Origin of the sequence: Streptomyces sp. NPDC090083, from assembly GCF_044747445.1 — a bacterium.
Taxonomy (GTDB): Bacteria; Actinomycetota; Actinomycetes; order Streptomycetales; family Streptomycetaceae; genus Streptomyces.
Window position 1 is genome coordinate 38,921 of sequence record NZ_JBIVED010000003.1, and the last position, 19,334, is coordinate 58,254.

Below are 19,334 nucleotides of genomic sequence, written 5' to 3' on the forward strand. Positions count from 1 at the left end.
TCACCGTGCGGAGCGAGCGTGCTCCCCGAGGCCCTGCTCCCCAAGTCCCTGCTCCGGAACGGGAGTCGGCACCGGCGCGGCGGCGTCGGCCCTGCCCCGCACCACACTCTCCAGCAGCAACGGCACGCCCACCACGGGCAGGAGCCACACCAGCACGATCAACCGCCCGCCCCACACGCTGATGTCGGGATGCGCGGCCTGCGTGAGGATCCCCGTGAACGCGGCCCCGGTCAGGAACACCCCGAACGCCGGCCGCCGCGAAGCACCCCACGCCCCCGCGCCGAGCGCCGCCGCGAGCACCGGCTGCCACAGCTGCTGCCGTGTCCACTCCAGCCAGAAGTTCCCTTCCAGGTGCAGGAATTCGGGCCACAGCCGGGTGCGGTCGGGGATCGCGTAGTGGTCGGTCAGCAGGTCCTGCAGGCTGTCGGTCTGGGTCGGATAGCGCAGCGCGCTCGCCAGGACCAGCGTGCCCAGCGCGGCGGTCGCCCCGAACCCGGCGACCACCAGCAGCGCCCGCCCCGGCGCCCGCCCGCGCCGCCACCGTCCTGCGGCGACCAGCGCGCCCGCACCGGCCAGGCACAGCCCGAGGAACAGGGCCTGCGAGTGCTTGACCGTGAACAGGAGCACCAACGACCCGCCGACCAGGGCGAGTCCGGCACGCGTACGGCGCCCCTTCAGGACCAGCGCGCACCCCCACACCGCCGCCAGCGTCAGGGCCGTCATCAGCCCCTCGGTCATCGGCCGCATCGAGGTCGTCCCGCACGGCAGGACGTAGTACAGCGCCTGTCCGGTCAGCGCGAGCGGCACCGACACGTTCTGCGTGCGCAGGATCAGGAAGACGAGGACGCCGCCCAGCACGGTGAGGACGACACTCGCCGACCACATCCCCCAGACCGGCCCGAGCAGCGTGACGAACGGGACCAGGAACACCGGGTATCCGGGCCGCACTTCGAAGATCCGCATGAACCGCTCCGACGAGAACGGCGCGATGAACCCGCCCGTCTGTCCGGCCCGCAGCCGCGCGTCCACGCCCCGCCACTCCGCGTCCCGGCACTTCTTCGCGACCCGTCCGGCGGGGTCCTTGCCGTGGAAGGTCAGCGGGTTCACGCTCTGCTCGCGCCGCGCGGTCGCCCCTCTGCTCGCGCAGGAGTAGTCGATGGCGACGGCCGCCGCCGCGCGCGTGCTCTCACCGCGCAGACTCAGCGCGTACGACAGGTAGTTCTTCGTGTCGGGGGTCGCCCGCCCGGTGACATTGGCGAGTTGGAGCACCGCGAACACGGCGGCCAGCACCAGCACCCACGTGCGCGGCCTCATGACGACGCCACCTGGTCGCGCCCGCTGACCGGAGCGGGCACCCGCGCACCGGACCCGGCCCCGGGGAGCCAGTCGGTCTCCCCCAGCAGCAGTGTCCGTACGACCCTCTCGGCGGCCCTCCCGTCCTCGAACTCGCAGTACCGGGAACGGAAATCACCCCGCAGCCGGGTCGAGTCCCCGTCCCGCCACGCACCCGACGCGAACAGCCACGCCAACTCCCGGTAGGAGCCGGACACATGACCCGGTGGCGCGGCCGTGACGTCGAAGTAGGTGCCCCGGCTGGCCGCGTACGCCTCCCGGTCGTCGGCGTGGAGGACGATCGGGCGGTCGAGGTTGGCGTAGTCGAACATCAGGGCCGAGTAGTCGGTGACCAGCGCGTCGGACGCCAGCATGACGTCCTCCACGGCGAGTTCGTCCGTGGCGTCCACCAGGACCCCGCGCCGGTGCAGATCCGCGAGCCCCATCCCGCGCGCGGGACCGGTGGCGAGCGACGGGTGCAGCCGTACGACGAGGGTGTGCCGCGGGCCGAGGTCCTCGGCGAACCGGGCCAGGTCGAGACGGTCGACGTGCCCGCCGCGGACGTACTCCCGGCGGGTCGGCGCGTACAGCACGACGGTGTGGTCGGCGGGGATGCCGAGCCGCGCCCGAACGGCCGCTCCCGCCGCGGGAGATGCGCCCACCAGGACGTCGTTGCGCGGGCTCCCCGTGCGCGCCGACGCGAAGTGGCACGGGTAGGCCCGCTCCCACACCAGCTCGGAGTGCCGGTTGGCGACCAGGCTGTGGTCCCAGCGGTCCGCGCGCCGCAGCATCTGCGGTACGTCGACGCCGTGCCGGGCGCCGGGCCTGTCGAGGAGGTCGGCCGCCATGTACTTGAGCGGGGTGCCCTGGTGGGTGTGGATGTGGACGCTGCCGGGGCGCTTGGTGAGGGTGCCGGGCCAGTTGACGTTGTTCACGAAGTACGTGGCCCGCGCGGTGAGTTGGCGGTACCGCAGGGTGTCGAGGAGGACGTGCTCGGTGCCCTGCGGCAGCAGCGCGGCCTGTTCGGCGTCGCGGACGACCCACACGCCCCGCAGGTGCGGGGCGATCTCCCGCGCCTTGCGGTAGACGGCGGCCGGGTCGCCGAGGACCCCGCGGTGCGAGAAGGCCGAGTACACGACGAGGTCCGGGTCCAGCGGCCGGCGTGCGTGCAGCGCGGCCCAGCCGCCCTTGACCCGTCCGGCCGCGGCCTTGCGGACCTGAAGTGCCCGGCGTTCCAGCTGCCGCCCGGCGCGCCCCGTCTGCCGCCGCACCCGGTACAGCGGGTAACTCCCCTCCAGGGAGCGGACGTCGGCGTCCACCCGCGCGCCCGCCGGCTTGTGCCGGGCGAACAGCTCGGCCGTACGGCGGAAGAACTCGGCTTTGTCGGACGGGGGCAGCCGGTCCGGTTTGGCGAGGATGTCGAGACAGTGCTCGCCCATCTTGCGGTGCAGGTAGGGCAGCCAACTCGCCAGCTCCGGGCGGGAGTCGACGAACGCGAAGACCCGCTCGTACTGGTCGTGGATGTCGAAGTGCTTGCGGCTGGTGGTGGACAGGATGTTGCCCTGGCGCCGCTGCCGGTAGTTCAGGCAGATCCGGTCGAGGGTGGCGATCCGCTCGGCGCTGAGCATCACCGGGAACGTCCAGGGCGTGTCCTCGTAGTAGCCCGGCGGGAACTCGAAGGCGTGCTTGTGGACGAACTCCCGGCGGTACACCTTGTTCCACACGACCATCAACAGGTCGAGGATCTCCGGGTGTTCGGCGACCGTGAAGGTGCCGTCGACCTCCGCGAGGAGATGCGCGAGGACATTGCGCCGGGTGCCGCCCCACCAGTAGGTGCGCGCGTAGTCGAAGACCAGGACGTCCGGGTCCCCGGTGGCGTCGAGCCGGCCGGCCATCGCGCGCAGCGCGCCCGGGGTGAGGGTGTCGTCGCTGTCGAGGAAGAAGAGGAAGTCGCCAGTGGCCAGGGGCAGTCCGGCGTTGCGCGCGCGGCCGAGGCCGACGTTCTCCGGGAGGTGCAGCACCTGTACGCGCGGGTCGCGGGCCGCGTACTCGTCGAGGATCGTGCCGCACCCGTCCGGCGAGCAGTCGTTCACGGCGATCACCTCGATGTCCCGGTAGGACTGCTCCAGAACCGAGTCGAGGCACTCGCGCAGAAAGCCCTGCACCTTGAAGACGGGGACGATGACGCTGAAGCGGGGCACTTCGGGTTCAGCTCCTTACGAGGGTGGCGGCGGGGGCCGGGACGCGCTCCGCGAGCGGGATCACGGGCGGCAGGCTCTCCGGCGGCTCGCCGAGGAACACCCGGCGTACGACCCGTTCGGCGGCGAGTCCGTCGTCGAAGTCGCAGAAGCGGGACCGGAACCGGGCCCGGAGCGCGGTGGACTCGGCTCCCGCGTACGAGCCGTCGCGGAACACCGCCGCCAGTTCCTCCGGCGTCCGGGCGACCGGGCCCGGGGGCGCCTCCATGAGGTCGAAGTAGACGCCCCGCGTCTCCCGGTAGACCTCCCAGTCGTCGGCGTACACGACGATCGGCCGGTCGAGGTTGGCGTAGTCGAACATGATCGACGAGTAGTCCGTGACCAGCGCGTCGGCGGCCAGGCAGACGTCCTCGGAGGAGCGGTGCCCGGTGACGTCGATGATCCGGCCGCTGCTCGTGGCGCGGCCCTGGTCGTAGAAGTAGTGGGCGCGCAGCAGCACGACCACGTTCTCGCCGGCCGCCGCGCAGAACTCCTCCAGGTCGAGGCCGGTGTCGAAGCCGGTGCGGTAGTCGCGGTGGGTGGGCGCGTACAGGACGGCCGTGCTGCCCTCCGGCACCCCCAACTCCCGCCGCACTCGCGCCACTTCGTCGGCGGTCGCCGTGCAGAACACGTCGTTGCGCGGATAGCCGTACTCCAGCGCCTCGTACGAGCCGGGGAAGGCGCGCTCCCACATCTGGGTGGAGTGCCGGTTGGAGGAGATGTTGTAGTCCCAGCGGTCCACCCGGCCCAGCAGCTTGGCGAAGCTGCCGGTCGCCGCGGCCACCACCGGGTACGTCGACTGGTCGACGCCCATCTTCTTCAGCGGGGTCCCGTGCTGCGTCTGGACGTGCACGCTGCCGGGCCGTTTGACGACGCCCTCCGCGAAGTTGGCGTTGTTCACCAGGTACGTGGCGCGGGCCAGCACCTCCCAGTACTTCCGGCTCCCGATGACGGCGTGCTCGACACCCTTCGGTACGGAGTCCACCGCGTCCGGCTCCACCAGGAACACCGAGCGGATGTGCGGGGCGAGCCGGCGCGCCTTGGCCTCGATCGCGGCCGGGCTGCACGTGTAGCCGCGGCCCCAATAGGCGCAGTAGACGGCCAGGTTGGGGTCGAGCGGACGGCGCAGGTCGCGGGCGTAGCGCAGCCGGGTACGGAGCATCCGGGGGCGCGGCAGCCTCCCCCGGGCTCTCGGCTTCGCTCGACCCGGAGGGACCCCCATGGCCGCCCCCGCCGCCAGCCGGTTGGCGCCGCGCAGCGCCTTGAACGCCGTGTACGCCCCCGACGCCAGCAGCCGGTGCTGCACGCCCAGACTCCCGCCCGGGGCCCGGAAACCGGCAGGCCGGTGCGTGCGGTGGAGCCGTCCCGCCCGGCGGAAGAACGCCCGGTGCCCGGAGGGCAGCCGCTCGGGACGCGAGGCGGTCTTCAGCACCACGGCGAAGAGCTGCTCGAACAGCGCCCGCGACCGCTCGGGCGCCAGCCCCTCGGCCGCCGTGAGCACCAACTCCACCTGGTCCAGGAGCTGGTGGTGGTGTGCACCGGGCAGGTTGAGCCGGCTGCCCTGCCTGCGCAGCAGATGCCGTACGACCACCGAGCGCAGCACCGCGACCCGCCCGGCGGCGACGGTGACCAGGCCGCCCCAGCCGAGGTCGGTGAACCGGCCCTCGGGGAAGGCGAGTCGGTGCTCGGTGAGGAAGGCGCGACGGTAGGCGGCGCTCCAGGCCGGGAACTGAATGCCCGTCACCTGCGGTGCCTTGTCCGGGGAGAAGGCGTCCGCCGGGGTCTTCGCGAGCAGCGGGGCGGCCGGGTTGGTGGGCTCGCCCTCCCACCACGGGGTGCGCTCGTGCTCGAAGTACAGGACGTCGACGTCACCGGTCTGCGTGAGCCGGGCGTCCAGCGCGGCCAGCGCTCCCGGGGCGAGGGTGTCGTCGCCGTCCAGGAACAGGACGTAGCCGCCGGTCGCCGCGCGGAGACCGGTGTTGCGGGCCCCGCTGAGCCCGGCGGAGGGCGGGGAGTTGACCGGCGCCACCCGGGAGTCCTGCCCGGCGTGATCGGCGGCGACGTCGGCGGCCGGGGAGCCGGGGCTGTCGCAGACCGGGATCAGCTCGAAGTCGCCGTAGGACTGCGCGAGGACCGAGTCCAGGGCCAGGGACAGCCGGCCGGCCACCCCGTGGGACGGGACGATGATGCTGAAGCGGGGCATTCTGTTCTTTCTCCAGTGGTACGGAGGGACCGGGTCAGTGCGCGCGGCGGGCTCGGGGGCGTCCGGTCGGGCGCCAGGTGGACGGACGGGTCGGAGTGGGGCGTGACGGGCTCGACGGCATGCGAACTCCCCTGGGTGGGAACGGCGTTCAGAGTCGGTCGGTGACGGGCAGGGACGCCGTGGGCTGCGGCACGGTGGCGAGCGGGGAGCGGGTCAGGCCCGCGGCGGCGGACGGCACCGGGTGGCGGTCGGCGAGCGGCACCACCGGCGGCAGGCCCGTCTCGCCCGACACCACGTGGCGCACGACGCGTTCGGCGGCGCGGCCGTCGTCGTAGGGGCAGAAGCGCTCGCGGAACGCGGTGCGCAGCTGGGCCGAGCGGGAGCCGCGCCAGTGGTCGGTGGCGAAGATGTCGATCAGCTCGTCCTCGCTGCGCGCGACCGCGCCGGGCGGGAAGGCGCGCAGGTCGAAGTAGGTGCCGCGGGCCGCCTCGTAGGCCTCCCAGTCGTCGGCGTGGATGACGATCGGGCGGTCGAGGTTGGCGTAGTCGAACATCAGGGACGAGTAGTCGGTGACCAGCGCGTCCGAGGCCAGGCAGAGCGATTCGACGCTCGGGTGGTCGCTGACGTCGATGATCCGGCCGCCGGACGCGGTCGTCAGCGGGCCGTCGTGCCAGTAGTGGGCGCGGGCGAGCACGACGTAGCGGGGGCCGAGGCGGCGCAGGACGCGGTCGAGGTCGAGGTGGGCGCGCTGGGTGCGGCGGTAGTCGCGGTGGGTCGGGGCGTAGAGCAGGGCGATGGCGTCCTGCGGGATGCCGAGCGCCTCGCGCAGCCGGGCCACGTCGGCCGAAGTCGCTTGCTGGAACACGTCGTTGCGGGGATAGCCGTAGGCGAGCGTGGTGTAGCTGCCGGGGTAGACGCGCTCCCAGGTGAGGGTGGTGTGGCGGTTGGCGGACAGGACGTGGTCCCACTTGTCGACGCCCCTGAGGAGCTCGGCGAAGTCCATGTCCCGTGCGGCGGCGGGGCGTTCCTGGAGATCGAGTCCCATGTGCTTGAGCGGGGTGCCGTGCTGGGTCTGGATCATGACCTGGCCGGGGCGCTTGACCAGCCGGCGGTCGAAGTTGACGTTGTTCACCAGGTACTTGGAGCGGGCCAGCGCCGTCCAGTAGGACGCGGTGTCCGGGCGCAGCCGGCGGGTGGCCGCCGGGATCGTGTGGTGGTGCTCGGGGCGGGCGATCCACGCGGTGCGGATGTGCGGGGCGTGGGTGCGGAACGCGGTCTCCAGCGCGCCCGGGTTGCAGCTGTGGCCGCGCCCCCAGTAGGCGGCGAACACCGCCCGGTCCCGCAGCGGGAGCCGCAGTTGGACCCGGTAGTGGAACTGGAGGACGGCCGCCCTGAGCGCGCGCAGCGCCTTCGCGGCGAGCTTGACCGTCCTGCGGCGCCAGCTCATCGCCGTCTGCAGGGCCCGGAAGGTGCGGTGCACGCCGAAGTGGACGAGCGTGTGGCGCAGCCGGGTGCGCGGCGGGACCGGGGTGCCGGGGATGCGGTAACGGCGGTAGTGGGCACGGGCCTTGCGCAGGAACTCGGCGCGTGTGCCGCGCGGGAGGCGGTCGGGCTTGGTGAACACCGTCGCGAGGTGGTCGACCATGCGGCGGAACAACACCGGCCGCCACTGGTCGAGTTCGGGGCGCGCGGCGACGAACTCGAAGACCCGGTCGTACTGTTCGAAGACGTCGAAGTGCTTGCGGCTGGTGGTGCCGAGGATGTTGCCCCGGCGGCGCTGGCGGTAGTGGACGCAGACCCGGTCGAGGGTCGCGATCGTCTCCGCCGCCATCAGGACCGGGTAGGTCCACGGGGTGTCCTCGTAGTAGCCGGACGGGAAGGCGAAGCCCTCGCGCTCGACGAACTCCCGCCGGTACGCCTTGTTCCAGGCCACCATGATGACCCGGAGGAGCCCGGGGCGGTCCTCCAGGCGGAAGGGCGCCGGACCCTGCTCGGTGAGCTGGGCGGCGACCTTGTTGCGGCGGGCCTCGCCGTTCCAGAAGGTGCGCGCGTAGTCGAAGACGAGGACGTCGGGCTCGCCGGTCTCCTTGACGCGGTCCGCGACGGCGCGCAGCGCGTCGGGCGTGAGGGTGTCGTCGCTGTCGAGGAAGACGAGATAGTCGCCGGTCGCCTCCCGCAGACCGGCGTTGCGGGCACGCCCCAGGCCCTGGTTCTCGGGGAGATGGACGGCGCGCACCCGGGCGTCCCGGGCCGCGAACTCGTCGATGATCGCACCGCAGGCGTCCGGCGAGCAGTCGTCGACCGCGATCAGCTCCAGATCGGGATACGACTGGGAGAGCACCGATTCCAGGCATTCGTGCAGGTACGCCTGGACCTTGTACGCGGGGACAATGACACTGAACCTGGGCAAGGGACATCCATGGGTCGGTCGGCGCGGGCGTTCTGCCCGGGAACGGCCGATGGAGTGACTTGGTTACGGTGCGTACGGCATACGGGGGACGTGCGGTGAACGCGAAAGGGCGGGCCGGTGACGGCCCGCCCCCTCGAACTGTGGTCCGGTCGCGGCTACTTGACCGCGCCCGCCATCACGCCGGACACGAACTGCCGCTGGAACGCGAAGAACACGGCCAGCGGGATCACCATGGAGATGAACGCACCGGGTGCCAGCACGTCGATGTTGTTGCCGAACTGGCGTACCTGCGTCTGGAGTGCGACCGTGATCGGCTGCGTGCTCGACTTGGTGAACACCAGCGCCACCAGCATGTCGTTCCACACCCACAGGAACTGGAAGATGCCCAGGCTCGCGATGGCGGGCCCGCCCAGCGGCATCACCACCCGTGCGAACAGCCGGAGTTCACCGGCGCCGTCCAGCCGGGCCGCCTCCAGGAGTTCGCGCGGGATCTCCGCGAAGAAGTTCCGCAGCAGGAACACCGCGAACGGCAGCCCGTAGCCGACATGGAACAGGATCACCCCGAAGATGGTCCCGAACAGGCCTATCTTGCCGAAGAGTTCGGCGATCGGGATGAGCGCCACCTGCACCGGCACCACCAACAGGCTGACCACGCCCAGGAACCACCAGTCGCGGCCCGGGAACTCCATCCACGCGAAGGCGTAGCCCGCGAGCGCGCCGATCACCACGACGAGGAGCGTCGCCGGGACGGTGATCAGGACGGTGTTCCACAGCGAGTTGGTGATGTCGCTGTTCTCCAGCAGCGTCTTGTAGCTGTGGAAGGTGAGCTGGGAGGGTTGGCTGAAGACCTTCCACCAGCCGCTCGCGCTCATGTCCTCCGGACTGCGCAGCGAGGACAGCAGCAGCCCGATCGTCGGCACCAGCCAGAACAGGCCGACGACGATCAGGAACACCCGGACCAGGCCCCCGCTCGCCGCCGCCGCGAGCCGTGAGCCGAGCGACTCCCGGGCCTTGACGACCTCAACCGGCCCGGTCCTGCCGAGACTTCCGGCTTCCGTGGTCATCGCCGCACCTCCCGCCGCAGCCGCCGTACGTTGAAGAGCATCACCGGGATCACCAGCAGCAGCAGGAACACCGAGATCGCGCTGGCGATCCCCGGCTGGTCCTCGGAGAAGCCCTTCCGGTACAGCTCCAGGGCCAGCACGTTCGCGTCGTCCTGCGAGGAGCCCGGGGCGATGATGAAGACCAGGTCGAAGATCTTCAGCACGTTGATCATCAGCGTGACGGCGACGACCGCGAGCACCGGCGCCAGCAGTGGCACCGTGACCCGCCGGAACACCTGCCACTCGTTGGCCCCGTCGACCCGCGCCGCCTCCAGCAACTCCCGTGGCACACCGGCGAGTCCGGCCGCGATCAGCACCATCGCGAATCCGGCCCACATCCACACGTACGACCCGATGATGGCCGGCGTCACGAGCGACGGGCCCAGCCACTCCACACCGTTGTACGGCTGTTTGAAGTTGTCCGCCGGGAGCCGCAGCCGGGCCCCGTCGGCCGCGGCCGGCAGGCTGAAGGTGCCGTCGCCCGCGGCCTTGGCCGAGGCGACCACCTTGCCGTCCTTCACCGCCTCGATCCGCATCCCGCCGTAACCCAGCTCGGACGGGTCGACCCCGCCCAGCTTGCCGACGCCCTTGCCGCGGGTGAAGTCCTGCCAGGTCGTGCCGGTGATCCTGCCCGGCTCGGCCCGGGCGGCCACGGCCTTCTTCGCGCCGTCGGGCATCTGGTCGGGGGCGACGCCGACCAGCGGCAGCGCGACGGTCTGCCCCGTGCGGACCGTCGCAGTGGTGATGAAGCCGCCGTGGTCCGCCGTCAGCGGGGACTCGCGGCCCGGGTGGGCGTTCGGGAACGCCGACGACGAGGCGAACGTGTCGTGGACGCCGACCCAGACCGCGTTCGCGACGCCCTTGTGCGGGTCCTGGTCGTAGACGAGGCGGAAGATGATGCCGGCGGCCAGCATCGAGATCGCCATCGGCATGAAGACGACCAGCTTGAACGCCGTTCCCCAGCGCACCCGTTCGGTCAGCACCGCGAAGATCAGACCGAGGGCGGTGGCGACCGTCGGCGCGAAGATCACCCAGATGACGTTGTTCTTCAGGGCGGTGCGGATGCCGTCGTCGGTGAACAGGGCCTTGTAGTTGTCGAAGCCGGCGAAACCGTCACCGGCCTGGTTGCCGAAGCTGCGGATCAGCGAGTACCCGATCGGGTAGACCACGAGCGCGCCGAGCAGCACCAGGGCGGGCAGCAGGAACAGCGCTGCCACGGTCCTGCGGGTGCCGGTCACGCTCTTGCGCCTGCGGGGCGCGGCGGGGCCCGCAGGGACCTCCGCCGCCGCGGCCGACGTCATCGCCGACCCAACCCCTCGATGCCGTGTCCGGTCATCGCCGGATCAGCTCCCGCTCGCGTACGCCGCCGCCGCGTCCTTCTCCAACTGCGCCTGCGTGCCCGCCACATCGGTCGGGTTCTTCAGGAAGTCCTGGAGGTCCTTCCACTCGCCCTTGCCGGGCGTACCGCCGAAGGACTGCGGGGCCTGGTCCGACATGTCGAAGCGGAAGTCGTCACCGGCCGCGACGAGCGACTTGGCGATGGTCTGCTGCACCGCGTTCGGATACGCCGAGTCCGGCACGTTCTTGTTCGGGGAGAGATAGCCGCCGAGCTTCGCCTGGATCGTCGCCGCGTCCGGGGACGCGAGGAACGTGGCCAGCGCCTGGGCCCCCTTGGAGTCCTTCAGGATGACGGCCGCGTCGCCGCCGGAGACCACGGGCGCGGTCGAACCCACCGACGGGAACGGGAACACCTTCGCGTCGGTGCCCACCTTCGCCTTGGTCTCACCGATGTTGACCTGCACGAAGTCGCCCTCGTAGACCATCGCGGACTTCGGCTGGTCGCCGCCGTTGAAGGTCTGCGTGACGGACGCGGGGAACTCGGTCTGCAAAGCGCCGCTCTGACCGCCCGCGATGTAGGCCTTCTTGCCCCAGATCTGGGCCAGCGTGGTCAGCGCCTGCTTGACGGACGGGTCCGTCCACTTGATCTTGTGCTGGGCGAGCTGGTCGTACTTCTCCGGCCCGGCCTGCGACAGATAGACGTTCTCGAACCAGTCCGTCAGCGGCCAGCCGTCCGCGCCCGCGATCGAGAACGGGGTCACCCCGGAGTCGTAGATCGTCTGCGCGGTCGTCAGCAGCTCCGCCCAGGTCTTGGGTTCCTTGGCGCCCGCGTTCTCGAAGACCTTGGCGTTGTACCAGATCAGCGACTTGTTGGCCGCCTTGTAGTACACGCCGTACTGCTTGCCGTCGACCTTGCCGATGTCCTGCCAGCCCTGCGAGTAGTTCTTCTGCAGCTCCTTCAGGGCGTCGGCGCCGAGCGGCTTGGCCCACTTCTTGTCGACGGCCTGCTTGATGGCGCCGGGCTGCGGGAGCATCGCGACGTCCGGCGGCTGGCCGCCCGCGATCTTCGAGCCGAGGAAGTTGATGATCGGGTCCTGGGCCGGCACGAAGGTGACCTTGGCCCCCGTGCGCTTCTCGAACTCCGAGAGGACCGCCTTGAAGTTCTTCTGCTCGGCACCCGTCCACACGGCGGCCACTTCGAGGGTCGTGCCGTCCAGCTTCGGGAGGGCGACCGTGCCCGCGGACTCCGAGGGACTGCTGGATGTGCTGTTGTCGCTCTTCTTGTCGCTGCCGCCACCGCACGCGGCGAGCGAGAGCGTCAGCGCTCCCACGGCGACCACCGCCGCCGTACGTACGGTGGTGCGTGTCCGGTGTGTGCTGCTCGTGCTGCGCATCACTGCCCCGTTCTTCGTTCCTCGTCGAACGCTCGAACGCTTCCGTGCGCACTGGTCTACGCCCGGTGCTTGAACGCGGCAAGATGGCGTCCGCTGTCAAGTACGCGATCGTGATTGGGTCGTGACGTGGGGTTGTGTGAGCGGACTGTGAACGATCAGAGGAGCGACGGCACCTCCGCCGCCGCCACCGAGCGCGTCGCCCGCTCCAGCGCGCTCGCCAGAAGCGCCAAGTCCGTCGGCCCGTTCCCGAGTTCGCGGACCGGTCGGCGTGCCGGGGGATCGCCCATGCGCTGCCACTCCAGCGCCACCACTGTCGGACGGAGTGTCGCCGTGCGCGGGATACGGCCCGTCACCCGGCCACCCTGGAAGGGCGTGCTGCGGCCGTCCGCGAGGATCAACCGCCCACGCCCCGGCGCCGGTTCGTCCGGACCCTGGGTGAGCGCGTCGAGGGCCACCCGCAGTGTGATGTGCCGGGCGGGCTCCGTCTCGGCCGTCCGGGCCTCCGCGGCGGACGCCGCCACCAGGTGCACGCCCAGCCGCTCGCCTTCGCGGACCACCGCCTCCAGCGCGCGTATCACCGACCCCGCGGCCGGGCGCCCGGGGGAGCCGAGCGGGGGTTTCACCAGCGCGTCCAGATCGTCCACGACCACCACCAGCCGGGGCAACGGCGGTGCCGCCTCGGTCTGTTGACGCGCTGCCGCCGACGGGCGCAGCCGGATCGTCGAACTCGGCGGCGAGTCCAGGTCCCCGGCACCCGACGTGCCGCGCTGGGCGATGATCCGCCCCGACACCTCGTGCCGCGCATGCCACTCGGCGAAGCCGACCCGGCCCAGCAACTCCGCCCGCCGCTTCAGCTCCGCGCTCAGCGACTGCGCGAACTCCCGCATCCGGACGGGGTCGTTGGCGGTGAGATGCGTGGTCACATGCGGCACGTCCGTGCAGACCCGAAGGCCCTCGCCGTGCCCGCCCGCGCCCGCCGCGGCACCCCCGGCGCCCGCACTGTCCCGGCCGTCCATCAGCACGATGCCGAGCCGGTCCGGGCGCTCGGCGGCGGCGAGGGACGCGACGACCGCCCGCAGCAACTCCGTACGCCCGCTGCCCGCGGGGCCCTCGATCAGCAGATGCGGCCCCTCGGCGGCGAGGTCCGCGGAGACCGGCCCGCGCGGCCCGGCCCCGAGCACCGCCCAGGCCCGCCCGCCGAGCGCCTCCTTGTCGTCACCGGCGTCCGCCCAGCGCGCCAGCAGGGACGCCGGGGTGGCCCGCGCCAGCCCCAACTCGTCCAGCAGGCGCGCCGACTGGGGCAACGGCGCGGAGACCCGCGCCTGCCGCTCGTGCGGAGGGCCGTCCGCCCGGAGCGGGGCGAGGGCCCGCGCGAACCGCTCGGCCCAGGCGAGGGAGACCGCGTCCACGGTGGCCACCGTGCCGTTGCCCACGGGCCCGGGGCCGGTGGGGCCGGCGTCGGACGCGCCCGGACCGGACGGTTCCGTACGTGCCGACGCGGGGCCGGTGCCGGGGCGCGAACCCTCAGCGCCGGGGCGGACCGCTCCCGCGCCGGGGTGTGACCCTTCGGCCGCGCCGGGCCGTGCCGTTCCCGTGCGCGGTGCTCCCGTCCCGCCGCGCGCCACCCGCAGCAGCCGCAGCGCCGTGGCGACATCGCCGCTCAGCAGCGCGACCGCCCCGCACTCGCGGAACGTCGGTGCCGCCGCGCAGGCCGCCTCGTACGTGTCCGTCACGGGGGAGGCGGGCGAGGCCGGCTCCGTCTCGGCGAGGCACACGACATGGATACCGGCCCGGGGCCCGTCGTGCGCCAGCCGCGCCACCGCCTCGCGCACATCGGCCCCACCGGGGTCGCCGTCCACCACGAGCACCGTGTACGGCCCGGCGAACCCGTCCGTGTCACCCTCGTCCTCCCGGGCCCACGCGGGGCGGTGGGCGGCGCCGCGCAGGGCATCGGAGGAGTCGTCGGCGCGCGGGCGGGTGGCGCCGGAGGCCGGGTCGTCGGCGGAGCCGGAGCGGTGGTGGGCGGCCTCGTCCGTGGTGGTGTACCTGGGCGGGGTGCCGGAGCGGTCCGACGGTCCGCGCCGGTCACGGTCGTCGACCGGCTGCCGTGCGGTGGCGGACCCCGGCCGGCCGTCCGCCGGGCTCTGGGAGGAAGCGCTGCCGGAGAGCCCCGACCGCCCCTCCGCCGAGCCGCGCTGCGCGCCGATGCCCGGAGCGCGTCGGCCGGAGACGCCGTGCGCGCCCGGGGCCGCGCCCGGCCGGTCCGCACCGCGCGCGTCCGCCGCCTGGTCCTCCAGCCGGCGGAGCAGCTCGTCCGTACGGGCCGTCGCCTGTTCGCGGTCGTAGGCCAGCAGCAGGCGGCAGTCCTGGCCGTGCCCGGGGCGCAGATGCGGCAGCCAGCCGAGCCAGGACCACTCGGCGGTGCGCTCGGCGACCGTCCGCGCGCGGTCCGTGCTGATCAGCACGATCTCCAGCGCGTCGGGGGAGTGCAGCGCGGCGAGCTGGGCCACCACCGCGCGGGCCAGCCCCGAGAGCCGCGCGCGCGGACCGGCCAGCCCCAGCGCGCCGACCTCGCGGAGCCCGGACGTCACCGGCACCGCGGGCAGCAGCGCCGAGCCGTCCGGTGTCGCGCGGTCCGCGGTGCCGAGCCGGACCGTGAGCGCCTCGGGGTGACCGGGGGCGCGCTCCCACAGGCGGGGGCCCGGGCCCAGCGCGGTGAGCAGCAGGGCCGCCGGATCGGGCCAGGTGTCCGGCTGCTGGAGGACGACGGGCGGCGGCACGCTCTCGTCGGCGACCTCCTCGTCGTACGACGACCCGGGGTCCTCGGTGGGCGACTCGCCGCGGGCGCCCGTCAGACGGCGGGCCCACTTGCCGATGCCGCCACGCCGGCGCACGCCCTGCGGCACGTCGGTGCCCCGGAGCGGGGTGCCCTTGCGGCCGTCGTGGACGTCGGTGTCGTCCTCCGCGGGGATGCGGGAGGCCGTCGTACGCGCCGGGAACGCGTCCTCGGAGGCGCTGTCCTCCGGCGCCGCGCCGAACACGCCGAAGCGGCCCGCGTGGGTGTCGCCGCCGTCCGGCCCGGTCCGGTGCTCGATGCTCGGGGCGCCGCCCTGGCCCGGCACCACCAGGGGTTCGCTGCGCGGGGCGGCCGACACGCCGGGCGACACGCGCACGTGGCCCTCGCCGTCGGGCGCCGTCTCCGCGCGCGCTCCCGGGCCGCCGGACGGCGTCAGCCGCAGGGCCGACTCGCCGATGCGCAGCAGCGCGCCCGGAGCGAAGCGCACCGGGCGGGTGCCCACGCGCGTGCCCGCGAGTGTCGTGCCGTTCGTCGAGCCCAGGTCGGCGACCGAGACGCGGCCCCCGGGGTCGACCGTCACCGCGCAGTGCAGCCGGGACACGTCCGGGTCGTCCAGGGGGACGTCGGCGTCGGCGGAGCGGCCGATGTGGATCTGGCCGCCGTGCAGCAGGTGCACCCCGCCCGCGTCCGGGCCCGCGACCACGTGCAGCTGGGTCGGGGCGTCGTCCAGCTCGGGATGGGCCTCCGGCTCGGCGGGGGCGCCCAGGGACAGCACCGCGCCGTCCGTCAGCGGCGGCTCGCCGAGGGTGCAGCGCTGGGTGTCGAGGCGCTCCACGCCCGTGTACAGCACGATCGGGGCGCCGGACTCGCGGCTCCGCTCGGACTGCGGCGCGGCCGCGTCGGCGGACACCGCCGAGGCCAGCGCGGACGCCACCGCGGCCAGGGCCGTGCCGGCGGGCGCGGTGACCAGCACATCGCAACGCGCGGAGCGGCCCCGCGGCTGCGCGGGCGGTCCCAGCGGGTCTACGACGGTCAGCCGGATCTGCATCGCCGTCAGCGGTCCCTTCTGCCCTGGCGCGGAATGTCCCCCCACCCCGCGCGAGCAATCGGCCAGTTACTGCACGCATCCTCGCACCTGCCACTGACAACGCGCCCGGGCCCCGGTGGCAAGTGATCTTGATTGGTCAGCTCTGTCCCCAAAAGTGCCTGACCAGTGCCGCACCGGTGATCGAGTGAGACCGGTCATGTCCGCCTTCGGTGCCCCTTGGGGCAACCGGGAGACCGGGGAGAGCGTCTTTCCTTCGAACATGCACGGCGATGCTTACGTAGGTAGCCGCGAGAGGGGCGGCACTACAGTGGACCGGAACACAGGCAAGCAGCAGGGAGCGCAGACGTGCGGCCGGTAGGCAGCAAGTACCTGCTCGAGGAGCCGCTCGGACGCGGCGCCACGGGCACCGTCTGGCGGGCCCGCCAGCGGGAGACCGCGGGCGCCGAGGCGGCCGTCCAGGGACAGCCCGGCGAGACCGTCGCGATCAAGGTCCTCAAGGAGGAGCTCGCGAACGATCCCGACATCGTGATGCGGTTCCTGCGCGAGCGGTCGGTGCTGCTGCGCCTGACCCACCCGAACATCGTCCGGGTCCGCGACCTCGTCGTCGAGGGCGATCTCCTGGCGCTCGTCATGGACCTCGTCGAGGGCCCCGACCTGCACCGCTACCTTCGCGAGAACGGCCCCTTCAGCCCCGTCGGCGCCGCGCTGCTCACCGCGCAGATCGCCGACGCGCTGGCCGCGAGCCACGCCGACGGCGTCGTCCACCGCGACCTGAAGCCGGCGAACGTCCTGCTGAAGCAGGGCGGCGGCCAGATGTACCCGCTGCTGACCGACTTCGGCATCGCCCGCCTCGCCGACTCCCCGGGCCTGACCCGCACCCAGGAGTTCGTCGGCACGCCCGCGTACATCGCGCCGGAGTCCGCCGAGGGCCGCCCGCAGACCTCCGCCGTGGACATCTACGGCGCCGGCATCCTGCTGTACGAGCTGGTCACCGGCCATCCGCCGTTCTCCGGCGGCTCGGCCCTCGAAGTCCTCCACCAGCACCTCAGCGCCGAACCCCGCCGCCCCTCGACGGTCCCCGACCCGCTGTGGACGGTCATCGAGCGCTGCCTGCGCAAGAACCCGGACGAACGGCCCAGCGCCGAGAACCTCGCCCGTGCCCTGCGCGTCGTCGCCGAGGGCGTCGGCGTGCACGCGAACTCCGCGCAGATCGCCGCCGCCGAGAGCGTCGCCATGCTCCTGGCCCCCGACCCCGAGCCCGCCGCCGTACCGACGGTCCCCGGCGCCGCCGACCCGACGCAGGTCCTCTCGCACGGAGCGGGCGCCTACGACCCGAACGCGGCGACCAGCGTCCTCCCGCACACCAGCGGCCCCGCCGGCGCCGCCGACCCGACCACGGTGATGCCCAGCCGCGGCGCGGCCGACCCGACCACGGTCATGCCGCAGAACCAGTCCGGGCAGTACGGCCAGCAGAACCAGTCCGGCGGCGGCCCCGAGCAGCCGCACCCCTGGCAGAACCAGCTGCGCGCCGCCCGCGACCGCAACGAGCAGACCCAGTACCAGCCCTACCTCGACCCGGGCGAGGACCCGCTGCGCCGCCGCCCGCAGCGCCAGGTCTCCCGCCCGCAGCAGCCCCAGCAGCAACCCCGCCAGGCCGCCCAGCAGCGCCCGCAGCAACGCCCCTCGCAGCGCCGGCAGCCGCAGCAGGGCTACGGCTATCCGCAGCAGCACGAGCCGCAGCAGTACGCCCCGCCGAGCCGCCGGCAGCCCCAGCGGGCCCCGGAGCCCGCCCGCGAGCCGCGCCCGCCGCGCCAGCGCAGCGCCAACCCGATGAAGATCCCCGGACTCGGCTGCCTCAAGGGCTGTCTGTTCACGGTCGTCCTGCTGTTCGTCGCGGGCTGGCTGGTGTGGGAACTGACCCCGCTCCAGGACTGGATCGGCACGGGCCGGAGCTACTGGCACGAGATCAGCCATGTCGTCGGACAGATCAGCGGCTGGGTCAAGGACCTGAGTTCCGCGTCGGGCAACTGACCCTCGACGGAACCGGCCGCCGACCCCCGAATCGCCCTTGTCGGGCGTCGGGTTGGGGATTTGTCGACACCCAGTGGGTGATTTCCGCCTCGGCGGTGAAGGTTGGCTCGTCCGACGCGTAGTTTTAGCGACACACGCGTCGGTAGGAGCAGTCTTGGCACGGAAGATCGGCAGCCGGTACACCGCCAACCAGATCCTGGGGCGGGGCAGCGCCGGCACGGTGTGGCTGGGTGAAGGCCCCGACGGGCCCGTCGCCGTCAAGCTGCTGCGCGAGGACCTCGCGTCCGACCAGGAGCTCGTCGGCCGCTTCGTGCAGGAGCGCACGGCCCTGCTCGGCCTGGAGCACCCGAACATCGTGTCCGTACGGGACCTCGTGGTCGACGGCAACGACCTCGCCCTCGTCATGGACCTGGTCAGGGGCACGGACCTGCGCACCCGCCTCGACCGGGAACGCCGGCTCTCCCCGGAGGCCGCGGTCGCGATCGTCGCCGACATCGCGGACGGACTCGCGGCGGCCCACGCGGCCGGCGTCGTCCACCGTGACGTCAAGCCGGAGAACGTCCTCCTCGACATGCAGGGCCCGCTCGGCCCCGGCGGCGCGCACCCCGCCCTGCTGACCGACTTCGGGGTCGCCAAGCTCATCGACTCCCCGCGCCGCACCCGCGCCACGAAGATCATCGGCACGCCCGACTACCTCGCCCCCGAGATCGTCGAGGGCCTGCCCCCGCGCGCGGCCGTCGACATCTACGCGCTGGCGACGGTCCTGTACGAACTCCTCGCCGGATTCACCCCGTTCGGCGGCGGTCACCCCGGCGCGGTCCTGCGGCGGCACGTCACCGAGACCGTCGTACCGCTGCCCGGGATCCCCGAGGAGCTGTGGGCGCTGCTCGTGCAGTGCCTGGCGAAGGCCCCGGCGTCGCGGCTGCGCGCGTCCGAACTCGCGGCGCGGCTGCGCGAACAGCTGCCGCTGCTCGCCGGGATGCCCCCGCTGGACGTGGACGAGCCGGACACCGAGCAGGAGGACACGGAGCCGGAGGAGGCGCCGGCCGCCGCGCCCGCGGGCGGCGAGCGGGTGCGGCGGGGTGCCGTACCGCTGGTGCCGGGCGCCAAGCCCGCCGACTCCAACCGTGACACGCACACCTCGATGCGCGTGCCGGCCCCGGACGAACTCGCGGGCGGACCGCGCGGCACGGCCAGGGCACCCCGTCCGGCGGGCGCCCCGCGCCCCGGCTCGGCGCGGCACCGGGCGGCCACCCGGCGCCGTCGGCTGACGCTCGGGGCGGCGGCGGTGGTGCTGGTCGCGGCGGTGGGGGTCGGCACGTGGGCGGCGACGTCCGGGGACGACTCCGGCGGGACGAACACCCCGGACACGAAGAACTCGGCACCGGCCTCGCCCTGACCCCGCCGCGCAACCACGCGCACACCCCGCTTGGCGGAGCCG

10 protein-coding genes are annotated in these 19,334 nt (G+C 73.1%); 2 read left to right on the forward strand and 8 right to left on the reverse strand.

Features of this window, described 5'->3' with window-relative positions; all coding sequences use genetic code 11:
• The 8 genes from ACIPTO_RS11235 to ACIPTO_RS11270 all read right to left on the reverse strand — a co-directional run bounded on the left by ACIPTO_RS11235 (position 1) and on the right by ACIPTO_RS11270 (position 15,862).
• Positions 1–1,314: a hypothetical protein gene (locus ACIPTO_RS11235; protein ID WP_401190916.1), complete on the reverse strand. Its 1,314-nt coding sequence runs from the start codon at positions 1,312–1,314 to the stop codon at positions 1–3.
• Positions 1,311–3,533: a CDP-glycerol glycerophosphotransferase family protein gene (locus ACIPTO_RS11240; RefSeq protein ID WP_401190918.1), complete on the reverse strand. Its 2,223-nt coding sequence runs from the start codon at positions 3,531–3,533 to the stop codon at positions 1,311–1,313. Before ACIPTO_RS11240 ends, ACIPTO_RS11235 begins: the two co-directional genes overlap by 4 nt.
• A gap of 7 nt (positions 3,534–3,540) precedes the next feature.
• A complete protein-coding gene (locus ACIPTO_RS11245; protein WP_401190920.1) occupies positions 3,541–5,772 on the reverse strand; it encodes a CDP-glycerol glycerophosphotransferase family protein in 2,232 nt (743 codons plus the stop codon).
• A gap of 148 nt (positions 5,773–5,920) precedes the next feature.
• Positions 5,921–8,182 (reverse strand): bifunctional glycosyltransferase family 2 protein/CDP-glycerol:glycerophosphate glycerophosphotransferase, encoded by a 2,262-nt coding sequence (locus ACIPTO_RS11250; RefSeq protein WP_366312871.1) that lies wholly within the window; start codon positions 8,180–8,182, stop codon positions 5,921–5,923.
• 155 nt (positions 8,183–8,337) lie between these two features.
• Positions 8,338–9,246 (reverse strand): carbohydrate ABC transporter permease, encoded by a 909-nt coding sequence (locus ACIPTO_RS11255; RefSeq protein WP_366312873.1) that lies wholly within the window; start codon positions 9,244–9,246, stop codon positions 8,338–8,340.
• Positions 9,243–10,523 carry a sugar ABC transporter permease gene (locus tag ACIPTO_RS11260; RefSeq protein ID WP_366314416.1) on the reverse strand — a complete coding sequence of 427 codons (1,281 nt, stop codon included), beginning with the start codon at positions 10,521–10,523 and terminating at the stop codon, positions 9,243–9,245. The genes ACIPTO_RS11255 and ACIPTO_RS11260 overlap by 4 nt, the downstream gene beginning before the upstream one ends.
• A 105-nt stretch (positions 10,524–10,628) precedes the next feature.
• On the reverse strand, positions 10,629–12,017 hold the full coding sequence (locus tag ACIPTO_RS11265; protein ID WP_401190922.1) for an ABC transporter substrate-binding protein: 1,389 nt from the start codon (positions 12,015–12,017) through the stop codon (positions 10,629–10,631).
• Positions 12,018–12,172: 155 nt separating this feature from the next.
• On the reverse strand, positions 12,173–15,862 hold the full coding sequence (locus tag ACIPTO_RS11270; protein WP_401190924.1) for an FHA domain-containing protein: 3,690 nt from the start codon (positions 15,860–15,862) through the stop codon (positions 12,173–12,175).
• Between the two features lie 345 nt (positions 15,863–16,207).
• Here ACIPTO_RS11270 and ACIPTO_RS11275 point away from each other — a divergent pair, with 345 nt between their 5' ends.
• Positions 16,208–17,893: a serine/threonine-protein kinase gene (locus ACIPTO_RS11275; RefSeq protein WP_366312879.1), complete on the forward strand. Its 1,686-nt coding sequence runs from the start codon at positions 16,208–16,210 to the stop codon at positions 17,891–17,893.
• A gap of 154 nt (positions 17,894–18,047) precedes the next feature.
• A complete protein-coding gene (locus ACIPTO_RS11280) occupies positions 18,048–19,292 on the forward strand; it encodes a serine/threonine-protein kinase (RefSeq protein ID WP_366312881.1) in 1,245 nt (414 codons plus the stop codon).
• Positions 19,293–19,334 lie beyond the last annotated feature (42 nt).

Bases quoted from the DNA above. Each gene is read 5' to 3' on its own strand.
- ACIPTO_RS11270 (WP_401190924.1), bottom strand. From the start codon at position 15,862: ATGCAGATCCGGCTGACCGTCGTAGACCCGCTGGGACCGCCCGCGCAG.
- ACIPTO_RS11245 (WP_401190920.1), bottom strand. From the start codon at position 5,772: ATGCCCCGCTTCAGCATCATCGTCCCGTCCCACGGGGTGGCCGGCCGG.
- ACIPTO_RS11265 (WP_401190922.1), bottom strand. From the start codon at position 12,017: ATGCGCAGCACGAGCAGCACACACCGGACACGCACCACCGTACGTACG.
- ACIPTO_RS11235 (WP_401190916.1), bottom strand. From the start codon at position 1,314: ATGAGGCCGCGCACGTGGGTGCTGGTGCTGGCCGCCGTGTTCGCGGTG.
- ACIPTO_RS11255 (WP_366312873.1), bottom strand. From the start codon at position 9,246: ATGACCACGGAAGCCGGAAGTCTCGGCAGGACCGGGCCGGTTGAGGTC.